This is a genomic window from Chelativorans salis, from assembly GCF_025336525.1.
Classification (GTDB): domain Bacteria; phylum Pseudomonadota; class Alphaproteobacteria; order Rhizobiales; family Rhizobiaceae; genus Chelativorans; species Chelativorans salis.
The window spans coordinates 114,190-129,175 of the sequence record NZ_JAOCZP010000006.1; the positions used below are offsets into that span (position 1 = coordinate 114,190).

Annotated in this window: 13 protein-coding genes and 1 pseudogene; 6 read left to right on the forward strand and 8 right to left on the reverse strand. The window is 64.5% G+C overall.

The window, feature by feature from the left end; genetic code table 11:
* Positions 1-389: 389 nt before the first annotated feature.
* Positions 390-580: pseudogene (locus tag N5A92_RS27300) on the reverse strand (tyrosine-type recombinase/integrase); the annotation flags it as partial.
* A gap of 208 nt (positions 581-788) precedes the next feature.
* Positions 789-1,460 carry a GntR family transcriptional regulator gene (locus tag N5A92_RS18940; RefSeq protein WP_260905454.1) on the reverse strand — a complete coding sequence of 224 codons (672 nt, stop codon included), beginning with the start codon at positions 1,458-1,460 and terminating at the stop codon, positions 789-791.
* 116 nt (positions 1,461-1,576) lie between these two features.
* Between N5A92_RS18940 and N5A92_RS18945 the strand changes: the two genes are divergently transcribed.
* From N5A92_RS18945 to N5A92_RS18960, 4 genes are read left to right on the forward strand one after another with little or no spacing between them, the layout of a single operon-like run.
* A complete protein-coding gene (locus N5A92_RS18945; protein ID WP_260905456.1) occupies positions 1,577-2,569 on the forward strand; it encodes a sialic acid TRAP transporter substrate-binding protein SiaP in 993 nt (330 codons plus the stop codon).
* A 24-nt stretch (positions 2,570-2,593) separates the two neighbouring features.
* On the forward strand, positions 2,594-3,082 hold the full coding sequence (locus N5A92_RS18950) for a TRAP transporter small permease (protein ID WP_260905458.1): 489 nt from the start codon (positions 2,594-2,596) through the stop codon (positions 3,080-3,082).
* Positions 3,079-4,371 carry a TRAP transporter large permease gene (locus tag N5A92_RS18955; RefSeq protein ID WP_260905460.1) on the forward strand — a complete coding sequence of 431 codons (1,293 nt, stop codon included), beginning with the start codon at positions 3,079-3,081 and terminating at the stop codon, positions 4,369-4,371. The genes N5A92_RS18950 and N5A92_RS18955 overlap by 4 nt, the downstream gene beginning before the upstream one ends.
* Positions 4,372-4,418: 47 nt before the next feature.
* Positions 4,419-5,378 (forward strand): dihydrodipicolinate synthase family protein, encoded by a 960-nt coding sequence (locus N5A92_RS18960; RefSeq protein ID WP_260905462.1) that lies wholly within the window; start codon positions 4,419-4,421, stop codon positions 5,376-5,378.
* Here the strand turns inward: N5A92_RS18960 and N5A92_RS18965 are convergent.
* The 4 genes from N5A92_RS18965 to N5A92_RS18980 all read right to left on the reverse strand — a co-directional run bounded on the left by N5A92_RS18965 (position 5,368) and on the right by N5A92_RS18980 (position 9,193).
* Entirely contained in the window at positions 5,368-6,690 is a 1,323-nt protein-coding gene (locus tag N5A92_RS18965; protein ID WP_260905464.1) for a TRAP transporter large permease, read from the reverse strand. The two genes, N5A92_RS18960 and N5A92_RS18965, sit on opposite strands and share 11 nt — an antisense overlap.
* A complete protein-coding gene (locus N5A92_RS18970; protein ID WP_260905466.1) occupies positions 6,687-7,241 on the reverse strand; it encodes a TRAP transporter small permease in 555 nt (184 codons plus the stop codon). The genes N5A92_RS18965 and N5A92_RS18970 overlap by 4 nt, the downstream gene beginning before the upstream one ends.
* A 7-nt stretch (positions 7,242-7,248) precedes the next feature.
* A complete protein-coding gene (locus tag N5A92_RS18975) occupies positions 7,249-8,307 on the reverse strand; it encodes a TRAP transporter substrate-binding protein (RefSeq protein ID WP_260905468.1) in 1,059 nt (352 codons plus the stop codon).
* Between the two features lie 103 nt (positions 8,308-8,410).
* The gene (locus tag N5A92_RS18980) at positions 8,411-9,193 is read right to left on the reverse strand and encodes a crotonase/enoyl-CoA hydratase family protein (RefSeq protein ID WP_260905469.1); all 783 of its coding nucleotides are present in this window, start codon (positions 9,191-9,193) and stop codon (positions 8,411-8,413) included.
* A gap of 172 nt (positions 9,194-9,365) precedes the next feature.
* Between N5A92_RS18980 and N5A92_RS18985 the strand changes: the two genes are divergently transcribed.
* Together N5A92_RS18985 and N5A92_RS18990 are read left to right on the forward strand one after the other, a co-directional pair.
* Positions 9,366-11,219, forward strand: coding sequence for a feruloyl-CoA synthase (locus N5A92_RS18985; RefSeq protein ID WP_260905470.1), 1,854 nt, complete (start codon positions 9,366-9,368; stop codon positions 11,217-11,219).
* 84 nt (positions 11,220-11,303) lie between these two features.
* Entirely contained in the window at positions 11,304-11,546 is a 243-nt protein-coding gene (locus tag N5A92_RS18990) for a WGR domain-containing protein (RefSeq protein ID WP_260905471.1), read from the forward strand.
* 4 nt (positions 11,547-11,550) lie between these two features.
* On the opposite strand, the gene N5A92_RS18995 is transcribed toward N5A92_RS18990, so the two are convergent.
* A complete protein-coding gene (locus N5A92_RS18995) occupies positions 11,551-13,947 on the reverse strand; it encodes an aldehyde dehydrogenase family protein (RefSeq protein WP_260905472.1) in 2,397 nt (798 codons plus the stop codon).
* Positions 13,948-13,958: 11 nt separating this feature from the next.
* A complete protein-coding gene (gene deoC, locus N5A92_RS19000; protein ID WP_260905473.1) occupies positions 13,959-14,972 on the reverse strand; it encodes a deoxyribose-phosphate aldolase in 1,014 nt (337 codons plus the stop codon).
* Positions 14,973-14,986 lie beyond the last annotated feature (14 nt).

Here is a 14,986-nt window from a genome sequence, read left to right on the forward strand (position 1 = left end):
GACGCGTTTTCCAGTGGAGATAATCTTTTCCTCCAGTTGGCGCGGGGGCGGGAAAGACGATGATCGCGATCCCGCATCAGCACGCCGATAGTGTCGAAGCGTTTTTCCTCGATCGGATCGGCGTGCCGCTTGCCGATCAGATGATTGCCGAATTCGGGTCGGGTGAGGGCTGGCAGCGCGCCAACACCATCGAGTGGATGATGAGACTAGCAGAATCGGTAAACCCGAGCGCAAATTGCTGTTTGAAGGCCAGATCTACCCGCCTCTCTTTCCTCACAGAGGGAGCGGCGGCTGCCGGCGAACTCGCCTATCTGCCGATCCTCGTGGACTGCGACGACGACAGCCGATGGAAGCGTCTGGCGATCGCTCGCGAACAGCCTGAACTCGTGAACCGTGCGCACCGTCCGGGTCGCGACCTTCGCGTAAAGGGCGGTGTTGTCGAGCTGGCGTTCCCGAGCAGGACCTGGACGACCCGGATGTCGGTGCCGTCCTCCAGGAGGTGGGTGGCGAAGCTGTGGCGCAGCGTGTGCGGCCCGCCCCGCTTGGCGATGTCGGCGGCCTGTGCCGCCTCGACCGAAATATTGGTCCATGGCTGTCCTCCGTTCGATGCCTGGGCCCAGTGTCAATCGTGAGCCCGTTCTTCATCCTATCGGCGGACAGCCAGCCGGCTAGATGTTCGAACATCGCCGCCACAACTTAGGTGGCTACCGCTCCTGCGATTACGTCATGTTCGTTCCCCGGCCCGCTGCTGGCAAGCAGCGCCCTAGAACGGAACGGCGATCCGCGCCTCAGTCGATCTCACCGCCGAGCGCAAGCTGCATCGAGTTGCCAATGTGTTTGCGCATGGCCGCCGCGGCTTCCTCCCCCTGCCCGCGGCGCAGCGCTTCGAGGATGGCGAGATGCTCGTTCATAACGCGGATGGCGTTTCTGGGCGTGACCAGAAGACGCTTTTGCGCCGCCATCCGCACCTTGATGGCGTTGACGCGATAGACCTCGGCGATCAGGTCGTTGCCCAACGAGCGAATGAGGTGTTCGTGCATCCCCCAGTCCAGGGCCTGGGCCTTCTTTGCCAGCTCTTCCGTCGCCTCCTCCTGCAGGCGCTGCAGAATATCCCGGTGCTCCCTTTCCCATTCCTCGATGGTGGCAGGCTCGATGTTGCGCGGCACGTTGGCGATCGCCTCGAGCTCCAGAATGACGCGCAGCTGATAAGCGTTGCGTATGAAGGTGACATCGACATTCGGAAACATGAGGCCGCGCTGTCGCAGCGTGACGATGAGACCCTCCGCCTCGAGGCGCGGGATGGCCTCACGCACGGCAGCAAGCGAGGTTTGCGTGCGCTCGACGAGCTCGCGCTGGGTCACCACCTGCCCCGGATGCACCTCCTGCGTGTTGAGGAGATCGACAATCCGGCCGTAAGCCTCCGCGCGAAGCGTCTTCAGGCCGTTTTCAGACTTCAGCATCCCGCCACTCGTGAAATGTCATTGACATGTTAGTCTGCGTTTGCATTGTAATAGCATCGTTCCCCGCAAATGGGAATCCGAACTTAACTGCGATCAGGGAGGAGTGAAAAATGCACATGACCAGACGCCTCACATTAGCCGCCATGGCGGCGCTGGCCCTTTCGACGGCCGCACCGGCGCTTGCAACGGCAGACACCGTCAAACTGAGGATCTCGACGCCAGCCGTCGAGTCCGACTGGCACGCAAAGATGCTGACCGTCTTCAAGGACGAGCTGGAAAGCGCGGCCCCCGGTGAGTTCGACGTTGAGATCCACCTCAACGCCACGCTCTTCAAGCAGGGTACGGAGCCTGCTGCCATGCAGCGCGGCAATCTCGACATGGCGATGATCTCCGCCCAGGACATCGCCAAGCAGATCCCCGCCTGGTCCGTCTTCACCGCCGGCTACCTGATCCGCGATCCGGAGCATCAGAAGAAGGTATTCCGAGGCGACATCGGCGCCGAGTTCTACGGCATGGTCGAGGATGAGATGGGCATCCACATCCTCGATGTCGGCTATCTCGGCACCCGCCAGCTCAACCTGCGCACCGACGACGAGATCCAGACGCCTGAGGATCTTGCCGGCGTGAAACTGCGTATGCCGGGCTCTGACGCTTGGCTATTCCTGGGAACAGCGCTCGGCGCCTCGCCGGTGGCGATCGCCTTCGGCGAGGTCTACACGGCACTGCAGACCGGCGTCATCGACGGACAGGACAACCCATTGCCCACCAACAAGGCGGCGAAGTTCTACGAGGTCACCAATCAGATCGTGCTGACATCGCACCTGGTCGACGGAATCTTCCTGTCCATGTCGGGCAAGACCTGGGATGGCCTCTCCGATAGTCAGAAGGAGGCGGTCACAGCCGCCGCCGAGAAAGCAACCGCCTATAACGATGAGAACCGCATCGCCGACGAGGCGGAACTGGTGTCCTTCTTCGAGAGCGAGGGCCTGAAGGTCTACGAGCCCGACCGCGAAGCCTTCCGCGAGCGGGTGCAGAAGATGTACCTGGAATCCGAGTTCGCCGCCGACTGGCCGGAAGGCATCGTCGACCGCGTCAACGCCGTCGAGTAGCGTTCGAAGGATCCGTCCAGCTCCATGATCGGCATGTGGCGCAAATTCGCTGAGATCGTGGCCGTGGGCTTGCTCACGGCCATGTTCGCCTCATTCCTGTTGCAGGTCTTCACGCGCTACGTCATCAACCAGCCGCTCGGCTGGACGTCGGAGGCTTGCGTCATCCTCTATATCTGGGCGGTCTTCTGGACATCCGCCTTTCTTCTGGAGGAGCGCGAGCACATCACCTTCTCAATGCTGTCCGATGCGCTCTCCCCGCGGCCACGCTGGGTCCTGAGCCTGATCGGTCATGCCGTGCTGGCCACCGCCTTCGCCAGTGCACTGCCTGCTATCGTCGACTACATCGCCTTCATGAAGATCGACTCCACGCCGATCACCCGCATCCGCTTCGACTATGTCTTCTCAATCTTCGCGGTGTTTGCCGTCGCGGTGGTCATCCGGTCGGTCCTGGCGCTCTACCGCGCCCTCCGCGATGGCATAACGGCAACCGAGAGGGCGGCGGAAAACCCATGAGCACATCATTTCTCCTCGCCGTCGGCGGCTTCTTCATAATGGCCGGCGGTGGCCTGCCGATAGCCTTCGCCATGTTCGCGGCGGCCATCGCCTACCTGTTCATGAGCGGCCAGGACGTCGGCCTCATCGCCGAGCAAAGCCTGAACGGGTTGTTCGGCTCCTTTGTGCTTCTGGCCGTCCCGCTATTCATCCTCGCCGCCAACTTCATGAACGCAGGTACCGTGACGGACCGGCTCCTGACGTTCTGCGTCGCCCTGGTGGGACGCTTCCGCGGCGGGCTGGCGCAGGTCAACGTGGTAGCAAGCCTTATCTTCTCGGGCATGTCGGGGTCGGCCATCGCCGACGCCGCCGGCATCGGCCGCATCATCATCGACATGATGCGCAAGGATGGCCGCTACCCCGCCGGATACGCTGCCGCACTCACTGCCGCCTCGTCGGTCATCGGCCCGGTCATCCCACCGTCCATCCCGATGGTGCTCTACGCGCTGATCTCTGGCAGCTCGATCGGCTACCTGTTTCTCGGCGGCATCGTGCCGGGGCTGCTCATCGGCGCCACGCTGATGGTCTTCAACGCCTGGACGGCACGGCGGCGCAACTTCCATACCGATGAGGTGGTGCCACTCAAGGCGCTGCCGGTGATCACCTTCCGCGCTTTTCCCGCGCTCATGCTGCCGGTCATCCTGCTTGCGGGCATCTATGGCGGTGTGACGACGCCGACGGAGGCCGCTGCGGTGGCCGCCGCCTATGCATTGCTGCTCGCCGCTTTCGTTTACCGTGCCATGAGCTGGCGGCAGTTCCACGAGCTGGTTCTGGGCAGCGCCCGCTCCACCGCCGTCATCGGAATGATCATCGCCGCCGCATTGGTGTTCAACTATCTGGTGGCGAGTGAGAATATTCCGGGCATCGTGGCCGAGAGCCTCGCTGGCCTCGATATCCCGCCGGTGCTGTTCCTCATCGCCGTCAATCTCCTGTTCCTGGCACTCGGCTGCCTATTCGACGCCACGACGCTCCTGCTCGTCGTCGTCCCCCTGTTCCTGCCCACCGTGGCAGCACTCGGCATCGACCCGGTGCATTTCGGCGTCGTCATCGTCATCAACATCATGGTCGGGCTCATCACACCGCCCTACGGCGTGCTGCTGTTCGTCATCAATGCCGTGACGGACATTCCGCTCAAGGACATCATCCGCGAGATCTGGCCTTTCATGGGCGTCCTCCTCGCCGCCCTCCTGGTGATGATTTTGTTCCCGCAGATCGTTTTGTTCCTACCTGAACTCTTCGGATACCGCTGAACCTAAACCCCAAGGCCCCTCCCGCCTGCCATGAGAAGTCCCCAACCATGATCGCCCCCATCGATGGAATCATCCCCGTCATGCTGACCCCGTTCGACGATGAGGGGCGCATAGACTGGGCGGATCTCGAAGCCCTGATAGAGTGGTACATAGTCAACGGCTCGTCGGCGCTTTTCGCGGTCTGCCAGTCCAGCGAGATGGCGCGCCTGAGCGTCGAGGAACGGGTCGCATTGGCGCGCTTCACGGCCAAAGCGGCGGGCGGGCGGCTGCCGGTCGTCGCCTCCGGCCACGTGGCGGACGATCTGGAGGAACAGAAGGCCGAGCTTTCCGCAATGGCCGACACCGGCATTGACGGGCTGGTGCTCGTCACCAACCGCCTCGACCCGTCGAAGGCGGGTGCGGAGACTTTCCGATCCAATCTTGAAGCCTTGCTCGCGGCCCTCCCGGCCGACCTGCCGCTGGGGCTCTACGAGTGCCCAGCGCCCCATCGCCGGCTGCTGGGCGACGAGGAGTTCAAATTCTGCTGCGACAGCGGGCGCTTTGCGGTCCTGAAGGACGTTTCCTGCGACCTCGACATCCTCAAGCGGCGGCTGGCGCTGGCGAAGGGATCGCCGCTTGCGGTGGTCAACGCCAACACGGCCATCGCCTGGCCGGCGCTACAAGCCGGCGCACCGGGCTTCTGCGGCATCGCCAACAACTATCATCCCGACCTTTACCGCTGGCTCGCCGACCATGGCGCGGAGTGGCCGGAATTCGCCGGCGAACTCGCCGCCCATCTCACCCTTGCCGCTCTTTCGGAAGCCTACGGCTACCCGGCAGTCGCCAAGCTCTACCACCAGCGCCTCGGAACGATGAAAAGCGCCCGCTGCCGGGTCATCGATTACGACGTCCGCCAGCGCTTCTGGGCGCTCGACGCGATTGTCGATGCGGTCATCCGGGGCACGGAGGATTTTCGTGCCCGCATTCGGGCGCTATCGCGCGAAGGCGGAGAGCGCTTCACGGCATAACCAGATCAACCAGCCAATAGGTCGTTGCCGGCACCGCGACGACGAGAGCGATGCGCAGGAACTCCGCCAGGATGAAGGGGACGGCGCCACGGAAGACCTCGCGCGTCTTTATCTCCGGTGCTAGGGCGGAGATGACGAAGAGGTTGAGCCCCACCGGCGGCGTGATCATGCCGAGCTCCACCACGATCAGCGTGATGATGCCGAACCACATGGCCTGGTGCACTTCGGTCATGCCGAAATCGAGCCCCATGAAGGCGGGGAAGAAGACCGGCACGGTGAGCAGGATCATCGACAGGCTGTCCATGATGCAGCCCATCACCAGATAGAAGCCGATCAGCACGATCAGCACCAGCATGGGCGAGATCTCCGCTGCCTGCAACCAACCGGCGGCAAGAGTGGGAATGCGCGTCAGCGCCAGCGCCACGTTGAAGAGGTCGGCGCCGAAGATGATGGCGAAGATCATCGCCGAGGTTGCCGCCGTCTCTATGACGCAGTCGAACAGGCTTTTGACCGTCAGGCTGCGCAGGACAAATCCCACCGCTGCCACCATCACCACCCCGACGGCCGCGCCCTGGGCGGGGGTGAAGAAGCCGGCATAGATGCCGCCCAGCACGCCGACGAACACCAACGCCACATGCCAGACCCCGAGAAGCGAGCGGAAGCGCGCCGCAAACGGCATGCGCTCGCTCGCCGCCGCCTCCTCAGGAAAGATGCGCACATAGACGGCGATCGCCAGCACGAAACCGACGACGGCCATCAAGCCCGGCACGGTGGCGGCCAGGAACAGCTTGACGATGTTCTGCTCCGTCAGAAGTGCATAGATGATGAGCACGATGGAGGGCGGTATGAGGATGCCGAGCGTGCCGCCGGCGGCGAGGGAGCCGGCGCTGAGCGCTCCCGAATAGCCGTGGCGGCGCATCTCCGGCAGGGCCACCTGCGCCATAGTGGAGGCGGTGGCAATGGACGAGCCGCAGATGGAGCCGAAGGCGGCACAGCCGGCCACCGAGGCCATGGCGAGGCCGCCGCGGTGGTGCCCGAGCCAGGCATTGGAGGCGGAGAAGATGGCCCGGCTCATGCCCGTGCGCATGGCGATCTGCCCCATGAGGATGAAGAGCGGCACGACCGCGAGGTCGTAGGAGACGAACTTGTCGACCATCGCCGTCTTCAGATACGCCGCAAGCGGCGGCCAGCCCGTCTGCACGATGTAGCCCGCCGCCCCCACGAGCCCCATGGCGAGCGCGATGGGCGCGCGCAGCGCGATCAGCGCCAACAGCGCCACCACCATTGCGGCGAAAACCTCGGTGGGGCTCATCGCGTCACCGTGGCATGACCGATGGCCCTGCCGCTAAGAAGCGTGACGCCGTGGCGTATGGCGACGATTGCCGAAAGCACCGCGCCGAAGAGCGCCGGCACGTAAATTGCCCACAGCGGTATCTTCAAGAGCATGGAGCGGTCGTCATATTCGAGTGCGCCCGCCATGCCGTCGGTGAAGCGCCAGGCGATCACCAGCCAGGCGGCAGCGAAGACGATCTCCCACAGGCCTTCGAGACCGTACCGCCCCCTTGCCGGCAGCCAGTTCGAAAAGAGGTCGACGATGATGTGGCCGCGCCTGAACTGGCAAAGCGGCAGGAATAGAAAGGCGGAAACGCCGCAGCCATATTCCACCAGCTCGAACTCGCCGCGGATGCCGCCGAAGCCCAGCGCACTTCCCGCCACCGACCACACCACGGCGAGCGAGACGCCCAGTACCACCGCGCCGGCAAGCGTCGCCGCGGCCCAGCAGAGAAAGTCGACAAGCCGGTTCAGCGCGGCAAGAACGCCACTTCGCCTTGCCGGGCCGTCATCCTCGCCAGACCGCACCATGCGCGCTTCACGTGCTCTCGGCGTCGATCAAGGCATTGAGACGCTCGACCGCATGGGCGCCATCGATGCCCTTGTCGTTGAGCATGGCGATCCAATCGTCGATGACCGGCTGCACCCTCTCGCGCCAGTTTTCCACCTCCGAGGCCGGGACCTCAACGAAGGTGTTTCCCTGCTCCTCGCAGAGCTTGCGTCCCACCTCCTCAAAGGCGTCGAAATTAGCGCCGATGCGGCGCGCGAACTCGACGCCCGAATGATCGTCCACCACTGCCCGCAGATCGTCCGGCAGCCCTTCGTAGACCCGTTCGTTCATCAGCACGTTGAAGGTGTTCGAATAGAACCCGCGGCCGACAGGGGCCGCAGCGCTGTGCACGCTCGTCAGCTCCTGCAGCTTGAAGACGGGCACCACCTCGTAAGGCAGGAGGGTGCCGTCGATAACGCCGTTGGCTAGCCCCACCGCCATCTCCGTGACGGGGAAGAAGACCGGTTCGGCACCGAGGATCTCCAGCGCCTTGCCGAAGGTCTCGTTGGGCGCGCGGATCTTCAGGCTCTTCATGTCCTCCGCCTTCTCGATGGCCTGTTCGCGCATGTGGAATTTTCCGGGCGCATGGGCGTGGAAGGCGAGCGGCTTGACGCCCTTGTACTCGTCCATGCCCATCTCCTCCATGAACTTGTGAAGCGCGACGGAGGTCTTTTCCGCCGTCGTCACCATGAAGGGCAGGCTGCCGGTCTCCGACAGGGGAAAGCGGCCGGGCGTGTAGACGACCAATGTCCAGGCGATGTCGGCGATGCCGTCGCGCACCTGATCGGCGAGCTGCGGCGGCTTGCCGCCGAGCTGCATGGCCGGGAAGATCTGCACATCGATACGGCCTTCGCTCTTCTCGCCGATCTCTTTGGCCCAGGGCTCCAGAACCTGGCTGTGCATGGGCGAGACCGGCGGCAGCATGTGCGACAGGCGCATGGTCACCTCGGCCGCATGCAGGTCGCGGATATAGGCGGGCGCTGCCAACGCACCGCCGATGAGGCCGAGCGTGTGCCGGCGCGTGATGGAACGTCTCTTGTCAGTCATTGCTTCCTCCCTGGTTTCGATCCCGCGGGCGGCATTTTCGCCTCCTCCTCCACGCGGGAATGGATGCAATCGATTCCGTTTCCTCCCGATGCCTCCCCTGCCCCTAGCGGAAGCGCGGCGAGCGCTTTTCGAGAAAGGCCGTCAGCCCCTCCCGTGCGTCCTCGCTGGAGACCGAAAGGGCCGCGCACAGGCTTTCGGTGAACAGCCCGTCCGCGCGCGACATGTCATCGATGCGCGCCAGGCTCTGGATGATGAGGTGGTTGGAAAGCGGCGCATTGCCGGCGATCTGCCGCGCCAGCTTCTCCGCCTTGGCGAGCGCCTCCCCCTCGTCCACGCGGTAGTGGACGAGACCGAGGGAAAGCGCCTCGTCGGCATCGTATTTGCGGCCCGTCAGCATCATCTCCGTCAGCCGGTCAGGGCCGAGGATGCGGCCGATACGCACCGAAGCGCCGCCGCCCACGAAGATGCCGCGCCGCCCCTCGGGCAACTGGAAGAAGGCCGAAGGCTCCGCCACCCGCACATGCGTGGCTGCCGCCAACTCGAGCCCGCCGCCGATGGCCCCGCCATGCAGCGCCGAGACCACTGGAAGTCCGCCGAACTGGATCAGGTCCATCACCCGGTGCCAGTTGCGCGAGTGATGCATGGTCTCGGCCGCGCTCCGCTCCACGTGCTCGCCGAGGTCGAGGCCGGCTGAAAAATGATTTCCCGCGCCCGAAAGCACCACCACGCGCACATCCTCGCCGGGTTTGGCAAAGAAGCGGTCGAGCGCGTCGATCACCCGGTCGTTGAGTGCATTCTGCTTTTCCGGGCGCGTCAGCTTTAGGTGGGCAATGCCCTCCTCGATGCGGACAGACAGCACATCACCAAAGGCGGGAATTTCATTCATCGACGGCCCTCATGCATTGGCTTGAATGATAACGCAGAATTTTGTTATATTCAATAACAATGTACCATCAGCCTATCTGAAAGATGCCGCCGCCGGAAGGGTATTGCCTGACGAGAAAGGTGTGGGCACACAAGGGGTAGAGGTGCACCGTCTGTTTGGGAGGAGTAAGCGCATGAGCGCAATGGTTTCGAGCCCGTTCCGGGACGTGCCGTTCGGCAACCTCGACATCACGCTGGAGCGCCGCGACGACGGGGCCATCTTCGTGACGCCGGTGAACACGCTTCCCGACTACGCCCCCTCCATGTGCGACTGCCTCGAGAAATGGGCCGTGGAGAGGCCGGACAAGGTGTTCATGGCCGAGCGCCAGGGCGAAGGCTGGCGCAAGATCAGATATCGCGAGACGCTGGCGGCGGTGCGCCGCCTGGGCGCGGCCCTTCTGCCCTTCGAGCTTTCCGAAGAGCGGCCGCTGGCGATCTTGTCGGGCAACGGCATTGACCACGCGCTCATCGCGCTCGCCGCCATGTATATCGGCGTGCCGCACGCCCCCCTCTCGCCTGCCTATTCGCTGGTATCCACCGACCACGGGAAGCTGAAGCATATCTTCAAGCTCATCACTCCCGGCCTCGTCTTCGTCGCCGACGGCGCCGCATTCTCGAAGGCCCTCGATGCCGTATGGCCGGCCGATGCGCCCACCGTCTTCACCCGCAGTGCCCCGGAAGGCCGGGAGGCGATCCCGCTTTATACGCTTTGCGACACCGAACCCGACGCCGCTCTCGACCGCGCCCGCGAGAAAGTCCAGCCGGATAGCATTGCCAAGTTCCTCATGACCTCCGGCTCGACCGGCGGCCCGAAGGCCGTCATCACCACCCAGCGTATGCTGACGGCCAACCAGGAGATGCTGCGTTACGCGCTCACCTTCCTGAAAGACGGCCCCACCATCATCGACTGGCTGCCCTGGAACCACACCTTCGGCGGCAACCACAATATCGGCCTCGTGCTCTACAACGGCGGCTCGCTCTATATCGACGACGGGCTGCCGACACCCGCGGGCATCTCTGCGACGGTGAAAAACCTGCGCGAGATCGCACCGTCCATCTATTTCAACGTACCCAAGGGATATGAGGCGCTGGTGCCGTTCCTGAAGGAAGACAAGGTCTTGCGCGACCACTTCTTTTCGCGCGTCCAGGCGCTCTTCTTCGCCGGTGCCGGGCTCTCTCCGCATGTCTGGAACGCGCTCGACGAGCTTGCCGTCGCCTCGATCGGCGCTCGCATTCCCATCCTCACCGGGCTCGGCGCCACCGAGACCGCACCCTTCTCGCTGAGTTGCACGCCATACACCGCCGCATCCGGGCGCGTCGGCGTTCCTGTACCGGGTAACCGGCTGAAGCTCTTCCCCGTCGACGGCAAGCTGGAGGCGCGGGTGAAGGGGCCCAACGTCACACCCGGCTATTGGCGCGAGCCGGACAAGACGGCGAACGCCTTCGACGAGGAAGGTTTTTACCGCTTCGGCGATGCCCTGAAATTTGTCGATGAGAACCGTCCGGAGGAAGGCTTTTTCTTCGATGGTCGTATCTCGGAGGATTTCAAGCTCGCTAGCGGCACCTGGGTAAGCGTCGGGCCTTTGCGTGCCCGTATCATCGCCCACGCCGCCCCTCTTGTCCGTGACGTGGTTCTCGCCGCCATCAACCGTGACTATCTGACGGCTTTGATCATAGTCGACCCGCAAGAATGCCGCCTGCTCGCCGGCGACCTTTTAGCCGATGCCCCACTGGCCGAGATCGTGGGCCATCCCGCTGTGCGCGGCGCGCTGCAGGCCCATCTCGACAGCCTTGCCAAGCTTCCCGGCGGCTCGTCCACCCGCGTCATGCGTGCCATCCTGCTCGACACCCCGCCCTCCATCGATGCCGGTGAAGTCACCGACAAGGGCTCCATCAATCAGCGTGCCGTACTTGAACATCGCGCGGCGGATGTGGAGGCGCTGTATGCCGAGCCGCCGGACGGGCGGGTGCTGGTGGTGAATGTCTGACCCATCAATCCCGTGAATCGCAGCGCCCTGATCGATTCAAATTAGTCATTGGACCGGCGCCGGGACGGCGGGGAAGATGGCGGCATGGAACCCGCCGACGAACCCCTCGTCCTCACGCGCATCGACCCCGCCCGCAACATGGCGCGCTTTTATCTGCTGTCGCTCGAGCCGACGCTCCTCGGCCAGATCGCGCTCCGGCGCAACTGGGGACGCATCGGCACCTGGGGCCGGCAGCGGCTGGAACTGCATGACGACGCGCAGGCCGCGAGGCAGGCGCAGGCACGGCTCCTGGCGGAAAAGCTCAGGAAGGGCTACCGGCCTTCCTGAGCTGTTACTCTCCGTACGGCACCCAGATATTCTTCACCTGCGTCGCGCGCCGCAAAAACTCCCTCCCCCGCGCCTGGCGATCGTCCAGCCAGTCACGCGCCCTGCCGTCGCTCACCCAGGTGGCCTTGAGATTGCCGCAGGAGGCACGTTCCACCATGGCGCTGCCTTTCTTGCCGCCGAAATACCACATGGCCGCCACCTCGTCGTGCTCGGCCAGCGTCTTGGCCAGCACGTCCTTCTCGCCGGTGACGATGTTCACCACACCACCAGGCACGTCGGACGTGTCGAATATCTGATAGAGGTTGGTCGCCAAAAGCGGATGGCGCGTCGAAGACACCGCCACGACCCTGTTCCCCATGGCGATCGCCGGCAGCACCAATGACACGAAGGCGGCAAACGGCGCCTCCTCCGGCGCCACGATCCCCATCACCCCCCAGGGCTCATTCATGGCGAGCGTCACATGCCGCGACTTTGTGGCGTGTACCGCACCGTCATATTTGTCCGCCTGTGCGGCATAGTAGAAGATGCGCCGAAGGGCGACGTCGAACTCGGCGGATGCCGCCTTGGCGCTCTGACCGGTGCTTTCTGAAAGGAGCGCCTCGAACTCCTCGCGCCGTGCATCCAGGTTCTCGCCCACATAGTAGAGCACCTGTGCCCGGTTGTGCGCCGTCACGCCGCCCCAGCCTCCGGCTTTCGCCGCCGCCTCAACGGCGTTGCGGATGTCCTTGCGGTTGCCGAGCGGCGCTTGGCCAATAACGGCGCCGCCCTTGCCGAGTACGTCGTAGGAATAGCCGCCGTCGGGCCGCGACTGCTTGCCGCCGACATAGTTCTTCGCCGTGCGGTCGATGCGGCTGAGACCGGCAAAGCGACGCTCCTCTTCCGGCGCCCCGCGCGGTATAAAAATCTCGGCTTCCTTAGCCGGCTTCAGAGCCTTCTCAACGTCGCTCACGAAATATTCATAGAGCCCCTCGCGGGCGCCCTCGCGGCCGAAGCCGCTCTCGCGATAGCCGCCGAAACCGGAGCCTGCGTCGAGCATGTTGGTGCAGTTCACCCATACAACGCCGGCCTTCACCTTGGCCGCCGCGTCGAGCGCCAGGTTGATGTTCTCCGACCAGATGGAGGCGGCAAGGCCGTAGCGTGTGTTGTTGGCAAGCTCCGCCGCCTCTTCCGGGGTGCGGAAGGTCATGGCGACGGCCACCGGCCCGAAGATCTCCACCCCGCAAACGGTCGAGGCGGGATCTACCTCGGTGAAGAAGGACGGCGAGAAGAAATAACCTCTTTCGGGCAGCACCCCCGGCGCCCGCCAGAGCGTGCAGCCCTCCTCCTCACCTTGCTTCACAAGCGCTGAGACACGCTGAAGCTGCTCGGCCGACACGACGGCGCCGACATCTATCCCCTTGTCCAGCGGGTTGCCCACCCGCAGCGTCTCCATGCGCCGGCGCAGCTTGTCATAAAAGCGCTCGGCGACACCCTCCTGCACGAGAATACGCGAGCCCGCGCAACACACCTCGCCCTGGTTGAACCAGATGGCGTCCACCACGCCTTCCACCGCCCCGTCGAGGTCGGCATCTTCGAAGACGATGAAGGGGGACTTGCCGCCGAGCTCCAGCGACAGTTTCTTGCCCGAGCCCGCGATGGCCTCGCGGATAATGCGCCCGACCTCCGTCGAACCGGTGAAGGCGATCTTGTCGATGTCCTCGTGCGCGCAGATGGCAGCCCCCGTGCGCCCGTCGCCATGGACGATGTTGACCACGCCTGCCGGCAGGCCGACCTCCTCGCATATCTCGGCAAAGGCTGTAGCCGTCAACGGCGTCTGCTCGGCCGGCTTCAGAACAACGGTGTTGCCGGCAGCGAGCGCCGGCGCGATCTTCCAGGCGAGCATCAAAAGCGGGAAGTTCCAGGGGATGATCTGCCCGCACACGCCGACCGGCGAGAAGCCCTCGAATTCGCTCTCCACCATCTCCGCCCAGCCGGCGTGATGGTAGAAATGACGGGCGACCAGCGGAATGTCGATGTCACGCGTCTCGCGGATCGGCTTGCCGTTGTCCATCGACTCCAGAACGGCGAAGAAGCGCTCGCGCTTCTGGATGTGCCGGGCGATGGCGTAGAGATAGCGTGCACGCTCGTGCCCCGGCAGCTTCGACCATTTGGCGAAGGCACCGCGCGCCGCCTTCACCGCCGCATCGACCTCCGCTTCGCTGCCCTGGACGACGCGTGCAAGCTCGGCCTCTGTCGCAGGGTTCACCGTCGCAAAGCGCTCCTTTCCCGAAGCGATGAACTTACCACCGATGAAATGACCGATGCCGGCGGCCCGCGCCTTCAGCCACGCGGAGACCTCCTCATTTGCCTCCGGCGCCGGCCCGTATTCCATGGTGCGCATGATATCCCTGATCTGTTCCATGATCCCCGGCCTCAGGCGAGAGCGTGGCGGTAGGACGCGGAGTAGCGCCCGGTGGCGTAATGTTCGAGCTGCCTCTCGATGTCGCCCAGCATGGTGCTGGCGCCGAGGCGGAAGCGGTCAGGCATGGTCCAGGCCGTGCCCAACTCCTCCTTCATCAGGATGAGCCAGGAGAGCGCGTCCTTGGCCGTGCGCATGCCGCCCGCCGGCTTGAAGCCGACGATCTCGCCCGACAGCGCGCCATAGTCGCGGATTGCCCGCACCATGGTGAGACCGACGGGAAGGACGGCATTCACCGCCTCCTTGCCGGTGGAGGTCTTTATGAAGTCGGCGCCGGCCTGCATGGCGACCATCGAGGCGCGGTAGACGTTGCGCAGGGTGGCGATGTCGCCGGTGGCGAGAATTGCCTTCAGATGCGCCGGTCCGCAGGCCTCCCGCATGGCGCGGACCTCGTCATAGAGCGCCGGCCAGTTCTGCGTCAGCACGTGTTCGCGGGTGATCACGATGTCGATTTCGTCCGCTCCCGCATCCACCGCGTAGCGGATCTCGGCAAGCCGCTGCGGCAAGGGCGTGAGCCCGGCGGGAAAGCCGGTTGCGACCGAGGCCACAGGAATGCCCGAGCCCTCCAGCGCCTTCACCGCGTGCGGCACCATGGTCGGGTAGACGCAGACGGCGCCCGTGGTGATACGTTCCTCCTCGAGCCCGAGCGCGGCCTGTAACTCGCTGGAGAGCGGTTTCTTCGCCTTGGCGCAAAGCCGGCGCACGCGGCCGGCCGTATCTTCGCCGGCAAGCGTGGTAAGGTCGATGCAGGTGATCGCGCGGACTAGCCACGCCGCCTGCCAAGCCTTCTTCACTGAGCGTCGGGTGACAAGCGTCGCCGCCCGGCGCTCGGCGGCGGAAAGGTTCACCGCCACGTCCTCGAACCATTCGGGCGTAAGCGCCGCCGTGCCGCGGTTGCGGACCTCGTGCAGCTGGCTTTCGGCCTCGGGCACGGCTTTGATTATCGTGTGCTTCTCCGGCAGGACCATCCGCGATCCCTCCT

What these genes read in the sequence shown, in the direction of transcription:
- N5A92_RS18940 (WP_260905454.1), bottom strand. Translation starts at nt 1,460, where the DNA reads ATGCTGAAGTCTGAAAACGGCCTGAAGACGCTTCGCGCGGAGGCTTAC.
- N5A92_RS18945 (WP_260905456.1), top strand. Translation starts at nt 1,577, where the DNA reads ATGACCAGACGCCTCACATTAGCCGCCATGGCGGCGCTGGCCCTTTCG.
- N5A92_RS18950 (WP_260905458.1), top strand. Translation starts at nt 2,594, where the DNA reads ATGATCGGCATGTGGCGCAAATTCGCTGAGATCGTGGCCGTGGGCTTG.
- N5A92_RS18955 (WP_260905460.1), top strand. Translation starts at nt 3,079, where the DNA reads ATGAGCACATCATTTCTCCTCGCCGTCGGCGGCTTCTTCATAATGGCC.
- N5A92_RS18960 (WP_260905462.1), top strand. Translation starts at nt 4,419, where the DNA reads ATGATCGCCCCCATCGATGGAATCATCCCCGTCATGCTGACCCCGTTC.
- N5A92_RS18965 (WP_260905464.1), bottom strand. Translation starts at nt 6,690, where the DNA reads ATGAGCCCCACCGAGGTTTTCGCCGCAATGGTGGTGGCGCTGTTGGCG.
- N5A92_RS18970 (WP_260905466.1), bottom strand. Translation starts at nt 7,241, where the DNA reads ATGGTGCGGTCTGGCGAGGATGACGGCCCGGCAAGGCGAAGTGGCGTT.
- N5A92_RS18975 (WP_260905468.1), bottom strand. Translation starts at nt 8,307, where the DNA reads ATGACTGACAAGAGACGTTCCATCACGCGCCGGCACACGCTCGGCCTC.
- N5A92_RS18980 (WP_260905469.1), bottom strand. Translation starts at nt 9,193, where the DNA reads ATGAATGAAATTCCCGCCTTTGGTGATGTGCTGTCTGTCCGCATCGAG.
- N5A92_RS18985 (WP_260905470.1), top strand. Translation starts at nt 9,366, where the DNA reads ATGAGCGCAATGGTTTCGAGCCCGTTCCGGGACGTGCCGTTCGGCAAC.
- N5A92_RS18990 (WP_260905471.1), top strand. Translation starts at nt 11,304, where the DNA reads ATGGAACCCGCCGACGAACCCCTCGTCCTCACGCGCATCGACCCCGCC.
- N5A92_RS18995 (WP_260905472.1), bottom strand. Translation starts at nt 13,947, where the DNA reads ATGGAACAGATCAGGGATATCATGCGCACCATGGAATACGGGCCGGCG.
- deoC (WP_260905473.1), bottom strand. Translation starts at nt 14,972, where the DNA reads ATGGTCCTGCCGGAGAAGCACACGATAATCAAAGCCGTGCCCGAGGCC.